This is a genomic window from Terrimicrobium sacchariphilum, from assembly GCF_001613545.1.
GTDB lineage: Bacteria > Verrucomicrobiota > Verrucomicrobiia > Chthoniobacterales > Terrimicrobiaceae > Terrimicrobium > Terrimicrobium sacchariphilum.
In genome coordinates, this window is record NZ_BDCO01000003.1 from 424,721 (window position 1) to 443,768 (window position 19,048).

Here is a 19,048-nt window from a genome sequence, read left to right on the forward strand (position 1 = left end):
TTATGAGTATGACTGGTTTGTATTGCTCGGCTTGCGGATTGGATCACGACATGGGGGTGCCGCAGAATCTCTGCACCTCCTGCGGCAAGCCGTTGTTTGCTCGTTATGATTTGAAGGAAGCGGCCCGTACGCTCACTCCGCAGTCGCTCACCACGCGTGGCAAGTCCCTCTGGCGGTACCGCGAGGTGCTGCCCGTGCGCAAGGATGAGGATATCGTCACGCTTGGCGAAGGCTGGACTCCCATGCTTCACGTGCCGCGCCTCGGCGCGAAGCTCGGGATGGAGCGCCTTTACATCAAGGACGAATCACAGAATCCCACGCAGAGTTTCAAGGCTCGTGGCATGACCGGCGCGGTCTCGATGGCCAAGCAGTATGGCCTCAAGAAACTCGCCGTTCCCTCCGCCGGCAATGCCGCTGGTGCACTGGCCGCCTATGCCGCGCGAGCCGGGATCGAGGCCCACATCTTCATGCCGGCGGACACGCCGCAGGCAAACATCATCGAGTGCCGCGAGACCGGCGCGCATGTCACGCTCATCAACGGCCTCATCACCGATTGCGGTATGGAGGTCGCCAAGCGCAAGGCCGCCGAAGGGTGGTTCGATGTGTCCACGCTCAAGGAACCTTTTCGCGTCGAGGGCAAAAAGACACTCGGGTATGAACTCGCCGAACAGCTAGACTGGAAGCTGCCCGACGCCGTGCTCTATCCCACGGGCGGGGGCACCGGTCTCATCGGCATGTGGAAGGCTTTTGACGAAATGCAGCAGATGGGATGGATCGGCTCCGAGCGTCCGCGCCTTTATACCATCCAGGCCTCCGGCTGCGCGCCGATCGTGCGGGCCTTTGAGGAGGGCAAGCGTTTCGCAGACGAATTCCCCAACGCGGCGACAAAGGCCTCTGGACTGCGCGTCCCGAAGGCCATCGGAGATTTCCTCATGCTCGACGCTCTGAGGGCATCGGGTGGCGGAGTGGTTGCCGTACCCGATGAAGAAATGATTCAGGCCGTGCGCGAACTCGGCTCGGCCGAGGGCATCTTCGCCGCCCCGGAGGGAGCCGCCTGCTATGCGGCGCTCAAGCATCTGCGCGCTCAAAATGTGATCCGGGCTGACGAACAGGCCGTGATCTTCAATACCGGAGCCGGGGTGAAATACCTCGAGTGCTTCCATGACTGATGCGGAATTGACAATTCCCTCCGCGCGCAGCTGGCGTATGCCTTCACTGAGCGTGCAGATCTTCATTGGTCTGATCCTGGGCGGAGTCTTCGGCTGGGCTTTCCCCGCCATCGCCCTCCACGGGGAATTGCTCAAGGACATCTTTCTCAACCTGATCAAGATGATGGTGGGGCCTCTGGTCTTTGCCAGCATCGTCCAGGGTATCGCCGGCGGCGGCGATCTCAAGCGCGTCGGCCGCATCGGACTCAAGTCCATTATTTATTTCGAGGTCATCACGACCATCGCGCTTCTGGTCGGATTGGTCTTCGCCAATGTCATTCGCCCCGGCCAGCACGTCGCTCTTCACGCCACGGCCGCCGTTTCCGGTGTGCCGGCGGGCAAGCCCCAGACTGTCGCCGAGATGGTCCTGCATGCTGTTCCCACGAGCGTTTTTGATGCGCTGGCTCGCGGTGACGTGCTGCAGATCGTGACGTTTTCAGTGATTTTCGCCATCGCGCTGTCCCTCGCGGGCAAGGCAGGCGAGCCGATCCTGAAATTTACCGAGGGCCTCACGCAGGTGATGTTTAAATTCGCCGGGCTGGTGATGCTCTTCGCCCCTCTTGGCGTGGCGGGAGCCATGGCTTTCACCATAGCGAAAAATGGCACCGGCATCCTCCTCAGTCTCGGCGCGCTGGTCGGGACGGTCTATCTTGCATTTATCGCATTCCTCGCGCTGGTGCTGGGTTCGGTCATGCTGATCTTTCGCATCCCGGTGATGCCTTTTCTCCGTGCGGTAAAGGAGCCGTGCCTCGTCGCCTTTGGTACGACGAATAGCGAATCCGCACTGCCCAAGGCGTTTCAGGCCATGGAGCGGTTTGGCGTGCCCAAGGGCATCGTAGGTTTTGTCCTCCCTACGGGATACACCTTCAACCTTGATGGCGCGGCGGTGTATCTCACGGTCGCCATCCTCTTCATCTCGCAGGCCGCGGCGAATGTCACTGGCGTCACGCTGACATGGTGGCAGCAGATTCTCATGGTGCTTACGCTCATGGTCACCTCCAAGGGCGTCGCCGCCGTGCCTCGCGCCGCCATCGTCGTCCTTGTCGCAGCCCTGCACACCTTTGGCCTTCCTCTGGAGGGCGCGGCGCTTCTCATCGGTATCGATGCCATCCTCGACATGGGGCGCTCCGCCGTGAATGTCTTCGGCAACTGCCTCGCCAGTGTCGTGGTCGCCAAATGGGAGGGCGAGTTTGATCAGGACCAGGCCCTCTCAGCCTACGGTCCGCAACCTTTATTCAAGTCCACATGAGAAACCTCATCGCCAGTATTCTGTTCATCTCCTCCGCCAGTGTATTCGCTGCCGCCACAGACACGGCAACTCCTGTGACCGGCCCCACCGCCGGAACGCTCCTCGTCGTCGGAGGAGGGGATAAAACCAGCATCTGGCCCACCTTTCTCGACCTCGCGGGGGGCAAGGACGCGCCTATCGTCGTCATCACCACGGCCAGCCCGAAGAATGGCGCGGATAACAAAGACTTCCAGGAACTTCAGGCACTCGGAGCCACTCATCTCACACTTTTGCACACCGACGATCGCACAAAGGCAAATTCCAACGAGTTTACCGCGCCCCTCCGTGAGGCAAAGGCAGTCTGGATTACCGGCGGTCGCCAGTGGAGGCTGGTGGATTCCTATCTGAATACAAAAACGGAGAAGGAAATCTTCAACCTCCTTGATCGCGGTGGCGTCGTGGGAGGCAGCTCTGCGGGCGCATCCATTCAGGCGTCGTACCTTTTGCGCGGAGCCCGCTCCGGTAACAGCGTTCTCATGGCTGCGGGGTACGAGGAGGGTTTCGGGTTTCTCAAGAACACCGCAGTCGACCAGCACGTGAACACTCGTGGCCGGGCTGAGGACATGCTGCAGGTCCTCGAGGCTCATCCCAATCTCCTGGGCATCGGCCTCGATGAATCAACCGGCATCATTGTGCGCAAGGATCGCGCCGATGTGATCGGCGCAGGATACGCTCATTTTACCGCCCGGGAGGTGGGCAAGGACCGGTCCTTCGAGTTGCAATCCGGCGGTGCGTTCGATCTCGGCAGCCGCCATCCCATTGATCTCGTCTCGGAGCAGGCGGGCGACCAGGGGACCACGGCGAAAGATCCCGGCACCGTGAGGGTGGCGATCTATGCCGATGAGGGCAGCCCGAAAGCCCCGGATTTGATCGAGGGGTGCCTCGGGACGTTGCCGGAAAAGTTTCACCTCGAGCGCGTGACTGCCGACCAAATCCGTCAGGGAGTGTTGTCCAATTTTGATGTGATCGCCCAAGGCGGAGGCCGGGCGTCGCTCCAGGCGGAGGCTCTAGGCGATGATGGCAAGGAGAAGATCCGCGAGTTTCTTCGCAAGGGCGGGGGTTATGTCGGTATTTGTGCCGGCGCCTATCTCGCCGCGTCGGACCGTCCGTATTATCTCCGTATTGTAAATGCCCGCGTGGTGGACCGGGAGCACTGGGCGCGTGGAGGAGGTGACGTGCAGATCCGCTTTACTGACGAGGGCAAAACCGAACTGCGTCAGGAAACACCCGTCGTGCAGATCCGCTACAACCAGGGTCCCTTGCTGGCCAGGGATTCTCAAGCCGATCTGCCATCCTATACGGAACTGGCCGTTTACGAGACGGAAATTGCAAAAAAAGGTGCGCCTGAAGGGGTTATGAAAGGGACGTCAGCGATGATCAGCGCGCCATTCGGGAACGGAAGGGTGTTTCTGAGCAGCCCTCACCCGGAGCGGACACCGGGTCTGGAAAGCATTTTGCAGTCGGCTGTGCTCTGGGTCGCAAAAAGGGACACGCCAGCTAATCCGTAGAAATATCAGGGAGCCTTCCTGATGACAAAAAAAGGACTGGAATTTAATAACGATCTAATTGATCGTGATTAACAATGAGGGAAAAAAGACCAAAATGACACACACGCTGCCAAACGCCTCCCGAGGGAAAAAGGGAGGATATCTCACCCGGCTCCTGGCCATTGCCGCCATAGCCGGAGGATCAACCGGATCACTCAAAGCCGCCAACTACACCTGGGATGGCGGTACAGGGAATATTGCATGGAGCAGTACGGACAACTGGGTCAACAACAGCATCACCTTCGACGCGAATTCGATAATCTATTTTTCTGCGCCAGGAACAATCTACAACACTGTGCAGATCGACAAGCTCAAGACCGTAGGCGCTCTGGTTTTCGGAACCGAAACGAGTGGCAGTGGAGGTGTTTCCATAATCGGAAACAACAACGCTATAACCATCTCTACCGTGCTCGGTTCCAGTCTTGGTCTGACCGGCGATCTGGCTTCCGCCAATATTGGCTTATGGGTGCAGTCGGGAGCTGGAGTCAATGGTTTGTACGCCAACAATACTTCCTCCAACACGGCTTCAAAAAATCAGGTGGGTGTACCCGTCATGATCGCGACGGCGAATACCACGTTCGTCAATGAATCAGGCAGCGATTTTTGTCTCGACGCGCGACTTCGTGGAACCACTGGTGGTTCATTGATTCTGAATAAGGGTTCGTGGGTTATCGACTATTCCGATTTCAATTCGGGAAACGGCACCAGTCAGATGAATGGAGGTCTAACTATTGAAGATGCCAAACTGACGCTGAACGTTGCTGGGGGAACGCATGGAACGAATTCCACCAGCCCACTGGGCGAAGGAGCGTTGAATCTTGGACTCGCAGGCTCAAGTAAAGATGCTGTCTTTATATTTACCTCTCTGGAGCGAGCATCCGGCTCAGACAGCAATCGCCTCACTCCTTCCTCTAAAAATCTGGTCAATGTTGCCGATGGAACCGGCAAGCGCGTGATTCAAAACGGCAGCGCCGTGAAGAAGGAATTGTATTCGGCCCTCACCATTGAGGGGTCCGCTACATTGACTTTGGACAATAACAACATCGATGGAGCAGTTATTGAAATTAGTGCCGATGGCTCAGGAGTTGGCAACCCTGACCTCGACACCAAGACTGGAGTCCGCGGGACCGGGAATCTTTACCTCACGGGTGGTGGAACCTTCTACACCAAGGCCGGGGTGGTGATTGCTGGAAACGGTGTCCGCAACAGCTTCACCGGCCAAACAACAGTGCATCAGGGAACGCTGCAATTTATCGAGAGCGGCGGATTTCAAAAATCCTCCGTCATTCAGGTCGACAAGCAGGGCATCCTGGATGTCAGCCAGGCGGCGGGGGGAGCGTACACCGTGGGGGATGGCACCTACCTGAGTGGATCGGAGACGCAGACCTTGTCCGGCACCGGCCACGTCGTAGGGACGTTGCTGCTCGGAACCCAGTCCGTCCTGCGCGCAGGCGGCACGGATGCCGGCAGTTACCGGGCGGCACTCTCATTTGATAGTGATCTGTCGCTGGGGCCATTAACTGTCGCAGATTTGTCAGGTGTCTATTATGGAGCAGTAGATACGGCTGCTGTCCTTTCCTATGCTGGCGAACTGCGGGTGACCCTGGCGCAGGGATTTTATGCAGACGGTATTTACGATCTATTCGGATTTGGCACGGAGGCTGGAGACTTTACGGCAATCACGGTGTATTCTGGCGCTACGCTGCTGGGAAGCCTCTCGCAGGGCGTTGGCGAGTTTGCCACGCTGTGGACCGGATCCATTGCCGGGCAGGACTATTCGTTTGACCAACTGAGTGGCGATCTTGCCGTGAGTGCGATTCCCGAGCCGCATACGATGGTGCTGCTTGGGTTGGCCGCATTCCTGCTTATTGCTAACAAGCGCCGGTTCCTCCGGCTTTAAGAATCGTTAGGATGCTGCTGCCTGATCCAAACCGAAACACGTCACACGTCCGCCCGCTCATGGGCGGGCGTGAGGCTGGTTTTTCTCTCGTGGAGGCATGCATCGCGATCGGTCTCGTGGCGTTTTGCCTCGTGGCGCTGCTGGGCTTGTTTCAGATCGGCCTCACCCAGGAGCGTCAGGCCGTCGATCAAGTGCAGGCGGCGCATATTCTCGCGGCGGTATCCGATGAATTTCGCGGTCTGGGTCGGCTTCCCGACGGCTCCACCAGTACGCTGACTAGGGGCGCGCGGTTCGGGTTGCAGCTTCCAGCGTCTGGGGCGGGCGTCTCTCAGCCGTCCAGCTCGATCCGGGTCGACGAACAGGGTGAAGTAGCGACATCCGGGCAGACGTATGTCGTGCATTACTGGATCACGCCCCCGACATCCGCCCAGGGCATCTACGCCCCGTATCGTCTCAAGGCCCTCGTCGCCTGGCCGGGGAGTGCGAGCATCACTGGAAGCGCGGACTCGCCGGTCCTCAAAAACGCCCGAGGTTTCGTGGAGACAACCCTGGAGTTCAATCGTGGATAAACCCCGTTCCAACGGAGCCTTCACGCTTGTCGAGCTTCTCGCGGCCACTGCTGTATTTATCCTCCTCATGGGCTTGCTCATGCAGGTGCTCGGGTCGGTGAGCAGCACCAGCGACCTTTCCCAGCGGCGACTGGAGGTTCTTCGGCAGGCGATCACGGCATTGCAGCGGGTAGAGTTTGATCTTCGCGAGACCATTCATACCGGAGGCTCCGGGATTTTCGTCAACAAGGGAGGATCAGGAAATATCAACGATGAGTTGTATTTCTTTGCTCCTGTTTCCGGGAGCACGAGTCCGGCCGCTCCCCGTAAGCTCTCGCTCGTGAAGTATGGTGTTTCGTCGCCCGCGACCGACCAGCCTTCCTTTGGCCAGTGGCCGGAGATGCCTTCCCTATCGCGTACGGTGCGCCCATTTGGATGGGGGGATGATGTCGGCAAGCTCTTGCCCTTGTCGGATACCGCCGCCTCGACCGCCATCGCAGCGGGCGACACGCAGCAGATTTCCCCCAGTATTATCAGGTATGAGATTTGCTTCCAGCAATGGAACGGCACGATCTCAAGCCAGCCGCCGTCAGATTGGGCCAGCGTTCGCGCCCTGATCATCGGCGTGGTGGCGATCGACAGAAAGGCAGCGTCACGGTTGACGCAGGGAGAGAGGGATTCCCTGGCATCGCAGTTTGCGAAGCCAGGCGCCAATGATCGCCCTTCGGCAAAGTGGAACGGTGTCATAGCGAACCTCCCCCAGAGCGTTCGGGAAGGAATCCGCATCTATGAACAAACCATATCTATCTAAACGTTCCGCCTTTTCCGTGGTGGAGTTGCTCACGGTGGTTTCGCTCATCTCAGTGCTCACCGTCATGGTGACCCCTGCGGTGTCCTCGATCATGGGGGCGACAGGTACCACGCGTGCTGTGAACGATGTATCCACCGTGATGGAGCACGCCCGCCAGTCGGCCATGAAGCTCAGCACGTGGGTGTGGGTCGGCGTGGCCGACGTCACCGCATTCAATAACGGATCGCCTCAGATTTGCGTGGTCGAGTTGGCCAGTAAAGATGGGTCCTCAGACCTCTCGGCGGACAATCTCATGCCGCTCCGCCGCAATCTGAACGTTCAGGGGGTTCGGTTCTCCTCCGAGCCAGACCCGAATGCCACCGTCATAGGCGACTCCACTCCGGCCTCGACCCTTGACTGGCCTGTAGTCACGACCAGCGGGCGGCGGAGTGTGGATTTTGCGAAATACGTGATTGGCTTCTCGCCCAAGGGTGAGGCGCTGCTGGGCGGCGATGTGTCTCCGGCCTGGATCAAGGTTCCCTTTGTCGCACATAACAACAGCTCCGATCTCAAATCCGTGCTGGTGTCTGGTCCGTCCGGGCAGGTTGTCGTCGTTCACTAGGATGAAGGGGCGTACTCTCCAGCGATCCCAGGGAGGCGGTGCTCTCCTGGTGACGCTGGCCTTTGTCGTGCTGGTTACGGTGGCGATCCTTGCCTTCGTCGCGCACACGCAAAGCGCCCTTCTCACCGCCCGCACCACCGTGTCCCGCATGGAGAGCGAAAATCTGGTGACGAGTGCGGTCGAGGCCACCATCAGTGATCTACGACAGGAAATGCTCGCCGGGTCTCTGAAGGATGCTGCCCGACCCAGCTTCGACTCCCTCGATCCGCTCGTGGTGCGCCGCCGATGGGCCATGGTTCCCTCCCGGTTGGTCTCCCCCAATATTCCGGCCACCGGGTTTGAAAATCTGGTCAAGCAAAGCCTCTATCGCAAAAACTTCTATCCCGGCGCGACCGCGACCACCAATTTCATTACCTACGGTCCCGCCTCCTCCGTCGGGTCGCGGCGCGCGAGTGCAGTCAATACGGGGACGCCCTCTGCGGACGGTCGGCTGCTTTCCGCCGCACGTTGGGATCAAGTCGCTCTCGCCGCCCAATCCTTTCCAGACAACGCCTTGCCCGACTGGATTTATGTGACCCGCAGCGGGGTACCCTCCGATGGCACGACGCTCGCCGAGGCTGGGGCCTCCAAGCCCGACATGGCTAACACGAACTATGTGGTCGGGCGGTATGCCTACCAGATTTACGATGTGGGCGGGCTGCTCGACATCAATACTGCTGGGCTGCCGGCGACTTTCGCCACCAATGCCGCAGCCCGCGGAGGCGTGCAATGGGCGGACCTTACCGCTCTCGGACTCACCAGCGACCAGGTGGCGAGCCTTATGGATTTTCGCTTTTCGGCCACGAAGTCATATTCCGACCTCCCGGAAATGGTGCGTTACGGAGCCGAACGCTCAGGATTCCTCACTCCGCTTTCCGCTGGCAGTGACTCGGACGGCTTCTTTTATTCCCGGCAGGATCTGCTGCGCTTCTTCCTGCGGCTGTTCGGAAAAACCAGGCTCAAGGACTGCACGACTGCGGAGCGAGAGATCCTTGCCTCGCTGACCCAGGATTCGCGGTTCCTCGCCTCGCCCTCCTGGAATCCTCCCACCCTTGGCACGGCCGAGCGCCCTGCCATCAAGCAGGAGACCAAGGGCGGCAACAACTCGTACGGAAAGGACGATTTATTCAACCCGGTGATCGTGACCAATACCGTGACGTCCTCCAAGCCATTCACCCGACCGCGCTTCACCGATCCCCGCACGATGTCCGGCCTCAAGGAGGTGAGCGCCAAACCCGGTGATCCTTTTGTCCTCAATCGCTTCCCCCTCGACAGGCTGCGTCTCATTACCCGCGATGCCACGGCGGACCAGAATAGCCTGATCTATCGATATTTCGGCCTTACGAGGTCCTCCCCGGATGACCCATGGGTGTATGATCACGGTACCTCCGAGACAGCCGGAAACTCCGAGCGCATTCTCTATCTGGATGAGCCGAGGACGGGTGCCTTTACGAATGACGGTAATGCGCGGGAACCCGATTTTGTCGAAACGCTCAAGGCGGCCATCTCAGCCGGTTCGCTGGGCAAGAGCGCAGGCATTTATAATGGTGGCAGCGACTGGGCCAACGCCCGTGATCAGCGTCTAAATTATCAGCTGATGCAGATATTTGCGAATATCATCGATCAGTATGATGAGGATGGCTACCCGACCCATATCCAGTTTGATGGGATGGACTTCTATGGAGTGGAGAATCTCCCGTACCTGCAGCGTATCAAGATCTTCATGGCCCGGCTGTTGGTCGATTCGGACCCTGCTCTCGACTCGAGCGGGAAGCCGCTGAAGAATCAGCCGTACTCCATGGTGTGGCTGCCGGAGGTCTGGAACCCCCACGATCCCAATCAAGCCCTGCCCGCCGATCGCCCGACAAAGTTCCGCGTGGTGGCCGACACCCTTGGTGTGGCTTTCCCCATGCAATATCGGGATTCCGCCAATAACACCGATACCTATTACAATGATGGGATGGCGGATTTCGATCCCGACAAGAACAACATCGAACTGACGCCGCTCGCATTGAGCAAGTCCTACGAGCCGACCATGATCAACCGGCTTTCCCTGGGTACGCCGTCGGTGCCGCTGACAAGTATCGATCGCAAGCCGCCGCCACCCACGAAGCCAACCGATCCGTACATCGACTGGAGCCTTCAGGCCCCGGTCGATAGTGATCTCGCCGGTATTGCCAGCCCGGCCATCTTTGTGGACCTGAATGTCGCCAAAATCGGCCTCCGCTACTACACGAATGACCAGAAACCTGGCATCACCTTTGGGATGGAATATCAGGATGCCAAGACAGGCACATGGCATCGTTATCTGGACCGTACTCTCCTGCGCGCAGGAGCCGATGGCGGCACCGATAGCCCGCGCGGAAAATCCAAGAATCAAAGCGATTACGAATTGCAGAACAACACCCGTATCGTCGCTTTTGATCCGCGCTCCGACCGCTTTTCCACCTACCGCATCCAGGAACGTGATTCCGACTCCGGCGCCTATGTCGACAGTGTGTCTCTGCGACCGGATCAGAAAGCGGGCTATGGTATGAGCTACAATCAGACGGCAGACAATCGCCAGTCTCCCGCCCGGGATGCCAACTACGGATGGACCATGGGAACTGCGAGCATCACGTCAAAGTCCACCAGCGGCAGCGGCACGCTGGGATATGCGATGGGAACCATACTTCAGAATTCCACGACGGGTACACGCTACACGGACCCCGACGGCATCCAGCGCTCTGGCGATGGCATTCTCGCGAGCGGAACAGATGTCGAGGGACAGATGTATTGGCCCAATAACGGGCCGAGCAGGCCGATCATCCTGAACCGGCCATTTCGCTCTGTTGCCGAGTTGGGGTATGTCTTCCGCGACACGCCGGGAAGAAGTCTCGATTTCTTCACCGACAAAAGCGGAGATGCCACCCTGCTCGACTTCTTCTGCATCGGCGAGACGCCGAATGACGCCATAACCTCGGCACGGGTGTCGGCCAATACCCGCAACGTCAAGGTGCTCGTGAGTTTGTTGAAGGGGGCGCTGCGCGACCCCGTTAGCAAAACCACGTTGTCTGGCACTCGCGCTTCCGAGGCGGCACAGGCTCTGGTCGGCCTCACGACCGACGCCGCCAAGGGGCCGTTGCTGAATCGCTCGGAGCTCGCCACCCAGCTCCTCGCTGCACTCCCGGTTTCCAGTTCGGATAAAACGGAGCGTATCAAGCGACAGCGCGAAGTCTTTGTCCGCGCCCTGGCAGATTCTCTCGAAACGAGAACCTGGAACCTGCTGATCGACCTGATCGCTCAGACCGGGCGTGTGCCCAATGGAAAAACCGCTTTTACGGATTTTCGTGTGGAGTCGGAACGCCACGTCTGGGTGCACCTCTCCATCGACCGCGTCACTGGAAAAATCCTCAACCTGAACGTTGAATCCGTCCATGAGTAAATCCGTTCATCTCGTCCTTCTCCTGCTAATGGGCCTTTCTGTCCACGGCGCCGAACCCTTGACGCCGCAAGAACTGGTCGCCGCTGCGATCAAGGCCAAAGCGCTTCCGGAGTCTGCCGCCTGGCGCATGGATTTTGAAGTCGTGAAGGGATCGGACGAACCGGGGTGGGGCGTGAAGAGTATTACCTCGACCCGCGTCGGCGACCTTCAGAGGGATGTCCTCACCTGGAATGACGGTCGGACCTCGGAGGCATGGTGGATGGGGGGGGATTATCTTGCCAATGACCCCCGGCGCGAGACGATGCTCTACTCGCCCGAGAAAAAGCCATTGTCCGTGCTGGGCTGGATTTCCTGGATCGATGAGAAAAATTTCCGGGGCATCGAAAAACGCGATGACGGTTCCTTTGGCGTATTTTCCGCCGATCTGGCATGGACGCTTTACTGGCCCGGGTATTACAAGGTCGACTCCGAGGGCGTGGGGAGATTGCATTTGGAAGCGTTGTTTTCCCTCGAGGATGGCCGGCTGGTTTCGGTGCGCGATGGCAATGTGATCGGACGCTTCACTCGTCTGGCTCCCCCCGTTGAGGCGCTGGTTCCTCCAGATAAGTTCAGCCAGAAGCAAAAGACCATCCGGGAAAAAATCGCACGGAAGTTCCCGCGTATGCATTCCTCCGATTAGGAGGCGGGCACGAGCTAGCCCGGAAAGCGACAGCGTACGATCACTCCACTTGGGGAGTTCGGGAGAAACTCAGCCGTTCCGTGGAGTTCTCTCACTCGCGTGGTGATCATCCGGAGACCGAGACCTCCGGCGATTGCGCTCTTTGGCAGTTCGCCATTCCCATTATCGCGGACTTCAAAAAGCCACGCCTTGCCGTTGCGATGCAGGGCGAGGCTTACCACCGAGGCATTGCCATGTCGGATGGCATTGTGCACCGACTCCCGGGCAATCTGGAGCAGGGCGTGATCCGTCTGCTCGGGGAATGCAGGCATATCCGTCGGGAGGTCGAGCGTACACTGGATCTCGAAAAGTCGATGGGTGTTCGCTGCCAGCCATTGCAACCCTCCGCGCAGTCCACCGTTTTTCAATGCAGGAGGGATCTGGGCAAAGGCGATGGCTCGGGCCTCGGCGACAGCATCTGTGAGCATGCGGGCGAACTCTCCGGCATCCTCCGCGGCTCGCCCCTGCATCCCGCGGGCAAGCGCTCGTGCACGATAGGCGAGCCCGGTTAGCGTCTGTCCCAGGCCGTCATGCAGGTCGCGGGCAAAGCGTTCGCGCTCGGAGACCACGAGTGCCAGCTTTTCCCGTTCCGAGGCCCGCTCAATCTCGATTCCCAGCACCCAACCATAGCAGGCGGTGACCACCAGTACGGCCAGGAAGCTTGCGCCGATGATCTGCAGACGTGCTTCGGCGATCGCGTCCAGCCAGGACGAAAGGTCAAAGTCCATTGCCAGCCACGCATAGGGCTGCTTGTCCGTCGGGTTGACGATATGCTGGTGCGCCGTGGCGAAAGGTTGATCCGGTGACCATGTGACATAGGGTCCCGTATCCGAGCGGGTGTAGCTGTCGAGCAGCAGGCTCTCGGGATTTTTTATTCCCTCATGAGCCAGCAGAATTGGGGACGATTCCTGAAAGGTCCAGATGTAGGCGTTCTGCGCGTCGGCGTTGGCCTGGAGGATCTTTTTCAGCTGCTTGGTCACTGCCGAGTAGGCGGGCATCTTCTGGTCTGAGGGTTTTCCGGATAGCCGCAGCAGCGCATCGAGGTTGAGACCCAGCGCTGCGGTGTTTACCCGCCAGCCCAGCCGGTCGGCCTGCGCGGCGATGTATTGACGTTCCCTCAGGAGGCTGGCCAGCAGCCCGGCGACGAGTACGAGCACGATGGCTGCGCCGTAGATGAAAAGTCCCTTGAGAAATGCGGGGCGGTTTTCCCGATAGCCGGGGAGAGATTCCAGATGCCGGAGATTGATCCAGCAGCAAAGTCCGATTCCGATCATGCTCGCGATGGCGGCGGCTAGCGATGTCCACTCTGGCTCCAGCGGATGGCCTGGTCGGATGGCACTTCCTCCCAGCGGAAACTGGGGACCGTAGACGACGCACAGCGAGATCGCTCCCCAGACGCCGAATGACAGCGCGCTCGTTCCGACAACTGCGAACGATGGGAAGTCCAGCCGGCGAGCCATCAGGATCACGAGCGTCGTGCTCGTTATACCGAGCACGATCGTAGTGGCAAAGAGCACTCCCGAGGCTCGCATGTCCAGGTGCCCGACGAGCGGAAGGACCATGCCGATGGCAGAGAGTGCGGATGACGCAGCGAGCAGCAGCCAGTTGACGTTGCGAGTCTGCTCCAGCCGTGGACTTCCCAGCCGGAAGGCAATCAGGGCCGCCAGCGTAAACGCCACCGCACCCGCAAAGAGTATCCAGTCCAGTAGAGCTCCCCACCGGGCGATGATCAAAAAATCCCTCATCATTGATCGAATCCCTTGAATGCCGTTTTTTCGTCAGGAAGTTCTCAATCCATTTTGCAGGCACCACCGCCTCGCTTCGGCTTGAAGCTGGGGCATCTGCTGGAGCGAGAGCTTGTTTTTGATATGCTCCTTGTGCGTCTCGATGGTCTTGATGCTGAGGAAAAGCCGCTGGCTCATTTCCTTGTTGGAGAGCCCCTCGCCGACGAGTCGGAAGATCTGCCTTTCCCGTTCGCTCAATGGAGAGATGTCGATGGTCGGCTTGTCAGATTCGAAAAGGTCGCGGATCGTCTTGCCCAGATGCGTTTCTCCTCTTGCCGCAGCGCGGATGGCATCGAGAATCTCCGAGGGATCATCACTCTTGCAAACATAACCCGAGGCACCTTTTTCGAAGAGTCCCTTGGCTACTCCAGGGTCGGCGATCATGCTGAGTATGATGAATCGCGTGCCGGGAAACTCCCGACGCCAGCGGGAGAGGTTTTCACCCGCTTCATGCCGTCCCAGGATCAGGTCGCTCACAAAGACATCGGGTTTTGTTGCTGCCAGCACCTCGTCGATCGAGGTGATATCTCGCGCCGTTCCGCAGACCTCAAAATCCACTTCCGAGCGAATGAAGAGCTCCAGCCCGGACAACGCCACGGGATGGTCGTCTGCAATGGCTACTCGGATGGTCTTCATGGGTAGGCGATTGGCACTCTGGCTCTCTTCGCAAATGCTGGCATCAACGACTAACATTGCATGGGGGGGATTCAAGGGATAGTTGGCTCTCCCCCAGAGGAAATGTCTTGGTTACCGGATGAATCTTGGCGCTCATCACGCGGGCGATGATCCTCGCGGTGTATTGGTAGTGTATGCACTGATCCGTTTTCCGCCCTTTGCGGCGGGCGAACGGCACTGGAGTGACGAAATACGACATTTGGCGGGAAAATGAAAACTCGACTTATATACGATCATATTTATCGTATATCAAGACGTGAGGAGGTATCAGAAAATGGTGTTTGGAGGATTGGCTTGCCGGATTTCTCATCAATCGGGAGTCGGGAGAAAGTCGAGGTCCATTCAGGCATCGGTGCTGGACAGCAGGCGGTCTCCGGTGAATCTTCCCGCTAACGGTTTGGCCATGCATGGGAGTGGATCGTGAAAGACCGCTCGCTCACGTCAGGCCTCTCGGGCATCCGGCAATCATGAGAAAGGTCATCGTCAGTTTGCTCTTGGTCAGCCTCGCGCTTGCGGTGGCGCCCAACGCGTCGGCCAACGTTCCGACAGTCGGTCCACGCGAGGGAGCGGTGCTCCTCGTCGGAGGCGGCGACAAAACCAGCATCTGGCCTATGTTCTTCGATCTGGTCGGGGACAAGAATGCACCAATTGTCGTGATCACGACTGCGAACGCCACGAACGACGAAACCAACAAGGACTTTCAGGAGCTAAAGGCGTTCGGCGCCACCAGGCTGACTCTGCTGCACACCGACAGCCGGGAGACTGCAAACTCCGATTCCTTTATTGCTCCGCTCCGAAATGCTCGGGCGGTTTGGATCGCGGGCGGGCGCCAGTGGCGGTTGGTGGATTCCTATCTCGATACCAAGACGGAGCGTGAAATTCAGGCGCTCCTCGACCGGGGTGGTATCGTGGCCGGCAGCTCGGCCGGGGCCTCGATCCAGGCATCCTATCTCGTGCGCGGAGCCAAATCGGGCAACAAGATCGTGATGGCGCCGGGATATGAAAGAGGTTTTGGCCTCCTGAAAAACACCGCCATCGATCAGCACGTCAACACCCGCAGTCGTGTGGAGGACCTGGGAGAGGTTCTCCAGGCTCATCCTGAACTGCTCGGTATCGGACTTGATGAATCCACGGCAATCGTGGTGAAAGGGGACACCGCCAGCGTGGTCGGTGCGGGATTTGCGCACTTTTCCAGCAGAGAGGCTGGCGCTGAGAAAATATTCGAGGTCGCTTCCGGGGCATCATACGATTTTGCGGCACGTCGGCCGGTCGATGCGATCTCCGAAAGCACTGGCGGCGCGGGCGATCATACGGTCGATGATAAGGGCGCGATCCGGGTGGCGATCTATGCCGACGAGGGCAGCCCAAAGGCTCCCGACCTTATCGAGGGCTGCCTCACGGATTTATCCGCAAAATTCCAAATCCGGCGCGTAACGGCTGAGGAAATCCGACAGGGCGCCTTGTCGAGTTTTGACGTGCTGGCTCAGGGCGGGGGCCGGGCCTCCGTCCAGTCGGACGCCCTGGGAGAAACGGGAAAAGAGCGCATCCGGGAGTTCGTCCGCAACGGCGGTGGCTACGTTGGCATCTGCGCCGGGGCTTATCTCGCAGCCTCCGACCGCCCGTACTACCTCCGACTCGTCAATGCGCGTGTGGTCGATCGTGAGCATTGGGCTCGGGGCGGCGGAGATGTTCAGATTCGTTTTACCGAGGAAGGACGGCGCGAGTTGCAGCAGAAATCCCCGGTCGTGCAGATACGGTACAATCAAGGTCCTCTTCTTGCTCGTGATGCGCAAACCGATCTGCCCACCTATACCGAGTTGGCCGTGTTTGAAACTGAGATCGCTAAGAAAGGTGCTCCCCAAGGCGTGATGAAAGGCACCTCGGCCATGGTCAGTTCATCATTTGGTAAGGGGCGTGTCTTCCTGAGCAGCCCCCACCCGGAGCGAACGGCCGGACTTGAGCGCATTCTCCAGGCTGCCGTCACTTGGTCCTCAGGGCGCGATAGTTCTCCCAACCCCTAAAAAATCAGGGAGCCTCCCTGATGTCTGAAAAGTCTCTAGCGATTATATACGACTAAATTGATCGTATTTAAATCGAAGGGAAAATTGACATGAACAGGGTGAAATCAGCTTTGCTGGGGACATTGGTGGGAACGCTTGCAATATTCGACGCGCAGGCAACACAGTACACATGGACCGGAGCGCAGAATCGCTATTCGGTGAACTCGGGAAACTGGAGTTCCACTCCGACATTCACTGCGAGTGACACCATATATTTCTCGCAGTATGCCGGCGAATCCGCCAGCCGGGTGGTGGAGATTTCCGATGCCTTTTCGATTGGAGCATTGGTCTTTGGTTCGGAAACAGGCCTCACTGGCAATGCCACCTCGGTGATCGGTTCCAATACCTTCGCCATCACGGTGGCAGGTGCTTCCGGCTCATCTCTTGGTCTTTCCGGCAGCCTGGCGTCGACCAATGTGGGCCTCTGGCTTCAGTCGGGAGCTGGGGCGAATGGATTCTATTACAGCAACAGCGGCACCCCGTCCTCATCGCGGTCCGGTGTGGCGATCAACCTGACCTCCCCGAGCGTCACCTTCGTCAATGACTCGGCCAATCCATTTTATCTGAATTCCCGGATAACGGGAACAGGCGGGCTGGTTTTGCAAAACGGGTCGTGGGTGATCAACTACAACTCGACTGCGAACGCAACATCGAGTTCTTTCACGGGAGGCCTTACCATTGAGAATGCGTCACTGGATCTCAATGTCGGGACTGGCGTGAACAGTGACAATTCGTACAGTCCTCTGGGCAAAGGTCTCATCACGCTGGGATTGAGCGGATCGGACAAGGATGCGACCTTTGTGTTTACACAATTGACTCGTCCCGGGAGTAATACCAATCGACTGTCGGCGACATCGGGAAATATGATTTCCGTTTCGGACGGTACTGGTGCTCGCACCATCCGAAATGGAAATGATCAAAAGAAGGAGCTGTATACCACAATAACCGTCAATGGCTCTTCGACGCTGACTCTGGACAATTCCAATATCAGTGGAGCTGTCTTTGAAATCAGCGCAACGAATTCGGGCGGCGGAGTCAGCACCCAGAACGATCTTCTCACCGGCCTAAGGGGCACGGGCAACCTGTACCTGACAGGAGGCGGTACTTTCTACACCAAGGCTGGCCTCGTAGTCCCGGAAAATGGTGTGCGCAACAGCTTCACGGGCAAGACTACAGTGCACCAGGGAACGTTGCAGTTTCAAGGTGATGGAGGTTTCCAGAAAACCTCGGTTATTCAGGTCGACAAAAACGGTGTGCTGGATGTCTCGGGGACTACCAGCGGCTCCTACACGATCGGAAGTAGTTCGTACCTGAGCGGTCCACAGACGCAAACCTTGAGCGGCACAGGCCAGGTGGTCGGTACCATACTGCTCGGGTCCCAGTCGGTTCTGCGTGCGGGAGGAACGGATTCCGGCTCCTATCGAGCTGCGCTTACTTTTACCAGCGACCTCTCACTAGGGCCGCTGACGATCGCCGATATTGGCAGTTCATACTATGGCGCAGTCGATACGACGGGAGCTCTGGCTTATGCCGGTGAACTCCGCATCACTCTGGCTTCGGGTTTCACGGCGGGAGGTAGTTACGACCTCTTCAACTTCGCCTCGCTCGTCGCGGCGGACTTTTCCAGCGTCACCGTCTACTCGGGCGCGACCTCCTGGGGTAGCCTGGCTCTCGGCTCCGGGGGATTTTCCAGCGTCTGGCTCGGGCAGGTGAACGGGCAGGATTACGCTTTTGATCAGGCCACGGGACAACTCACTGTGAGCGTGGTGCCGGAGCCTGGCACAATGGCGTTGCTGGGTCTCGCCGGCGCGGTCCTGGCCATGAAAGTGCGGAAAACGCTTCGGCGTCGCGAGGGAGAGATCGCGGGAGCTTAGCTCCGACGCGTCATTATGCCTCGAATTCCGGGGGTACGCTTTTCACGGGCTTGTCGGGATCGGGCGGGGTGAGGGTACGGTCGAGAAGCTCCCGGGCCCGGGACAGCAGCTCGCGCAGCCAACGCTGCTCCGTGGCGGAGAATGTCCCTCGCAATTCGTCGATCCAGGCAAATTTCTCCAGCTCCATCTCTTTGAGCAGGGCCTGCCCTTTCTCTGAGATCTTCACGCAGCAGGCCCGGCGGTCGTGGGGGTTATCCACGCGGGCGAGCAGGCCGGAGTGCTCCAGGGTGTCGAGCAATCCAGTCATGGTTGCCGGACGAACGCCTGCGGCCTGAGAGAGATCGGTGGAGCGCAGGCTGCCCGTTGGCGAATTGTCCAGCAGCGTCAATATGACATAGCGGGTTTCATTAAGGCCATATTGCTCCAGAAAGGTCCCCCCGCATCGGTTTGCGAGATCGCCGACCTCCAGGAGATCGATGAAGACCTCGAAAGCGCCGAGATTTTCATCCGACATCCGCGCGGTGATCGCCTCCCGGAGGCTGCTGTATCGATTGGGCCGCGCGCGCATTCT

Annotated in this window: 14 protein-coding genes; 11 read left to right on the forward strand and 3 right to left on the reverse strand. The window is 58.8% G+C overall.

Features of this window, described 5'->3' with window-relative positions; genetic code table 11:
• The first annotated feature begins 8 nt into the window (after positions 1-8).
• From TSACC_RS19600 to TSACC_RS19640, 9 genes are all read left to right on the forward strand, one after another.
• The gene (locus TSACC_RS19600) at positions 9-1,169 is read left to right on the forward strand and encodes a threonine synthase (RefSeq protein WP_237764036.1); all 1,161 of its coding nucleotides are present in this window, start codon (positions 9-11) and stop codon (positions 1,167-1,169) included.
• 37 nt (positions 1,170-1,206) lie between these two features.
• A complete protein-coding gene (locus tag TSACC_RS19605) occupies positions 1,207-2,457 on the forward strand; it encodes a dicarboxylate/amino acid:cation symporter (protein WP_084400749.1) in 1,251 nt (416 codons plus the stop codon).
• Positions 2,454-4,004, forward strand: coding sequence for a Type 1 glutamine amidotransferase-like domain-containing protein (locus TSACC_RS19610; RefSeq protein ID WP_075081149.1), 1,551 nt, complete (start codon positions 2,454-2,456; stop codon positions 4,002-4,004). The genes TSACC_RS19605 and TSACC_RS19610 overlap by 4 nt, the downstream gene beginning before the upstream one ends.
• A gap of 64 nt (positions 4,005-4,068) precedes the next feature.
• Entirely contained in the window at positions 4,069-5,943 is a 1,875-nt protein-coding gene (locus TSACC_RS19615; protein WP_501211791.1) for a PEP-CTERM sorting domain-containing protein, read from the forward strand.
• Between the two features lie 11 nt (positions 5,944-5,954).
• Entirely contained in the window at positions 5,955-6,512 is a 558-nt protein-coding gene (locus TSACC_RS19620; protein WP_153811545.1) for a hypothetical protein, read from the forward strand.
• A complete protein-coding gene (locus TSACC_RS19625; RefSeq protein WP_075081152.1) occupies positions 6,505-7,302 on the forward strand; it encodes a PulJ/GspJ family protein in 798 nt (265 codons plus the stop codon). The genes TSACC_RS19620 and TSACC_RS19625 overlap by 8 nt, the downstream gene beginning before the upstream one ends.
• Positions 7,280-7,903, forward strand: coding sequence for a pilus assembly FimT family protein (locus TSACC_RS19630; protein WP_153811546.1), 624 nt, complete (start codon positions 7,280-7,282; stop codon positions 7,901-7,903). The genes TSACC_RS19625 and TSACC_RS19630 overlap by 23 nt, the downstream gene beginning before the upstream one ends.
• Position 7,904: 1 nt before the next feature.
• Positions 7,905-11,366, forward strand: a complete 3,462-nt coding sequence (locus TSACC_RS22480) for a hypothetical protein (RefSeq protein WP_075081154.1) — start codon at positions 7,905-7,907, stop codon at positions 11,364-11,366.
• A complete protein-coding gene (locus TSACC_RS19640) occupies positions 11,359-12,045 on the forward strand; it encodes a hypothetical protein (RefSeq protein WP_075081155.1) in 687 nt (228 codons plus the stop codon). The genes TSACC_RS22480 and TSACC_RS19640 overlap by 8 nt, the downstream gene beginning before the upstream one ends.
• A 14-nt stretch (positions 12,046-12,059) precedes the next feature.
• On the opposite strand, the gene TSACC_RS19645 is transcribed toward TSACC_RS19640, so the two are convergent.
• Together TSACC_RS19645 and TSACC_RS19650 are read right to left on the reverse strand one after the other, a co-directional pair.
• Positions 12,060-13,832 (reverse strand): sensor histidine kinase, encoded by a 1,773-nt coding sequence (locus TSACC_RS19645; RefSeq protein ID WP_075081156.1) that lies wholly within the window; start codon positions 13,830-13,832, stop codon positions 12,060-12,062.
• Positions 13,833-13,862: 30 nt separating this feature from the next.
• Positions 13,863-14,504 carry a response regulator transcription factor gene (locus TSACC_RS19650; RefSeq protein WP_075081157.1) on the reverse strand — a complete coding sequence of 214 codons (642 nt, stop codon included), beginning with the start codon at positions 14,502-14,504 and terminating at the stop codon, positions 13,863-13,865.
• A gap of 506 nt (positions 14,505-15,010) precedes the next feature.
• On the opposite strand from TSACC_RS19650, the gene TSACC_RS19655 reads away from it, so the two are divergent.
• Complete coding sequence (locus TSACC_RS19655) at positions 15,011-16,564, forward strand: Type 1 glutamine amidotransferase-like domain-containing protein (RefSeq protein WP_075081158.1); 1,554 nt, start codon at positions 15,011-15,013, stop codon at positions 16,562-16,564.
• 89 nt (positions 16,565-16,653) lie between these two features.
• On the forward strand, positions 16,654-18,477 hold the full coding sequence (locus tag TSACC_RS19660) for a PEP-CTERM sorting domain-containing protein (protein ID WP_075081159.1): 1,824 nt from the start codon (positions 16,654-16,656) through the stop codon (positions 18,475-18,477).
• Positions 18,478-18,490: 13 nt separating this feature from the next.
• Here TSACC_RS19660 and TSACC_RS19665 read toward each other — a convergent pair whose 3' ends face one another.
• Entirely contained in the window at positions 18,491-19,045 is a 555-nt protein-coding gene (locus tag TSACC_RS19665; protein WP_075081160.1) for a MarR family winged helix-turn-helix transcriptional regulator, read from the reverse strand.
• Positions 19,046-19,048 lie beyond the last annotated feature (3 nt).

What these genes read in the sequence shown, in the direction of transcription:
- TSACC_RS19655 (WP_075081158.1), top strand. Translation starts at nt 15,011, where the DNA reads ATGAGAAAGGTCATCGTCAGTTTGCTCTTGGTCAGCCTCGCGCTTGCG.
- TSACC_RS19645 (WP_075081156.1), bottom strand. Translation starts at nt 13,832, where the DNA reads ATGATGAGGGATTTTTTGATCATCGCCCGGTGGGGAGCTCTACTGGAC.
- TSACC_RS19665 (WP_075081160.1), bottom strand. Translation starts at nt 19,045, where the DNA reads ATGCGCGCGCGGCCCAATCGATACAGCAGCCTCCGGGAGGCGATCACC.
- TSACC_RS19600 (WP_237764036.1), top strand. Translation starts at nt 9, where the DNA reads ATGACTGGTTTGTATTGCTCGGCTTGCGGATTGGATCACGACATGGGG.
- TSACC_RS19605 (WP_084400749.1), top strand. Translation starts at nt 1,207, where the DNA reads ATGCCTTCACTGAGCGTGCAGATCTTCATTGGTCTGATCCTGGGCGGA.
- TSACC_RS22480 (WP_075081154.1), top strand. Translation starts at nt 7,905, where the DNA reads ATGAAGGGGCGTACTCTCCAGCGATCCCAGGGAGGCGGTGCTCTCCTG.
- TSACC_RS19640 (WP_075081155.1), top strand. Translation starts at nt 11,359, where the DNA reads ATGAGTAAATCCGTTCATCTCGTCCTTCTCCTGCTAATGGGCCTTTCT.
- TSACC_RS19650 (WP_075081157.1), bottom strand. Translation starts at nt 14,504, where the DNA reads ATGAAGACCATCCGAGTAGCCATTGCAGACGACCATCCCGTGGCGTTG.
- TSACC_RS19630 (WP_153811546.1), top strand. Translation starts at nt 7,280, where the DNA reads ATGAACAAACCATATCTATCTAAACGTTCCGCCTTTTCCGTGGTGGAG.
- TSACC_RS19660 (WP_075081159.1), top strand. Translation starts at nt 16,654, where the DNA reads ATGAACAGGGTGAAATCAGCTTTGCTGGGGACATTGGTGGGAACGCTT.
- TSACC_RS19610 (WP_075081149.1), top strand. Translation starts at nt 2,454, where the DNA reads ATGAGAAACCTCATCGCCAGTATTCTGTTCATCTCCTCCGCCAGTGTA.
- TSACC_RS19620 (WP_153811545.1), top strand. Translation starts at nt 5,955, where the DNA reads ATGCTGCTGCCTGATCCAAACCGAAACACGTCACACGTCCGCCCGCTC.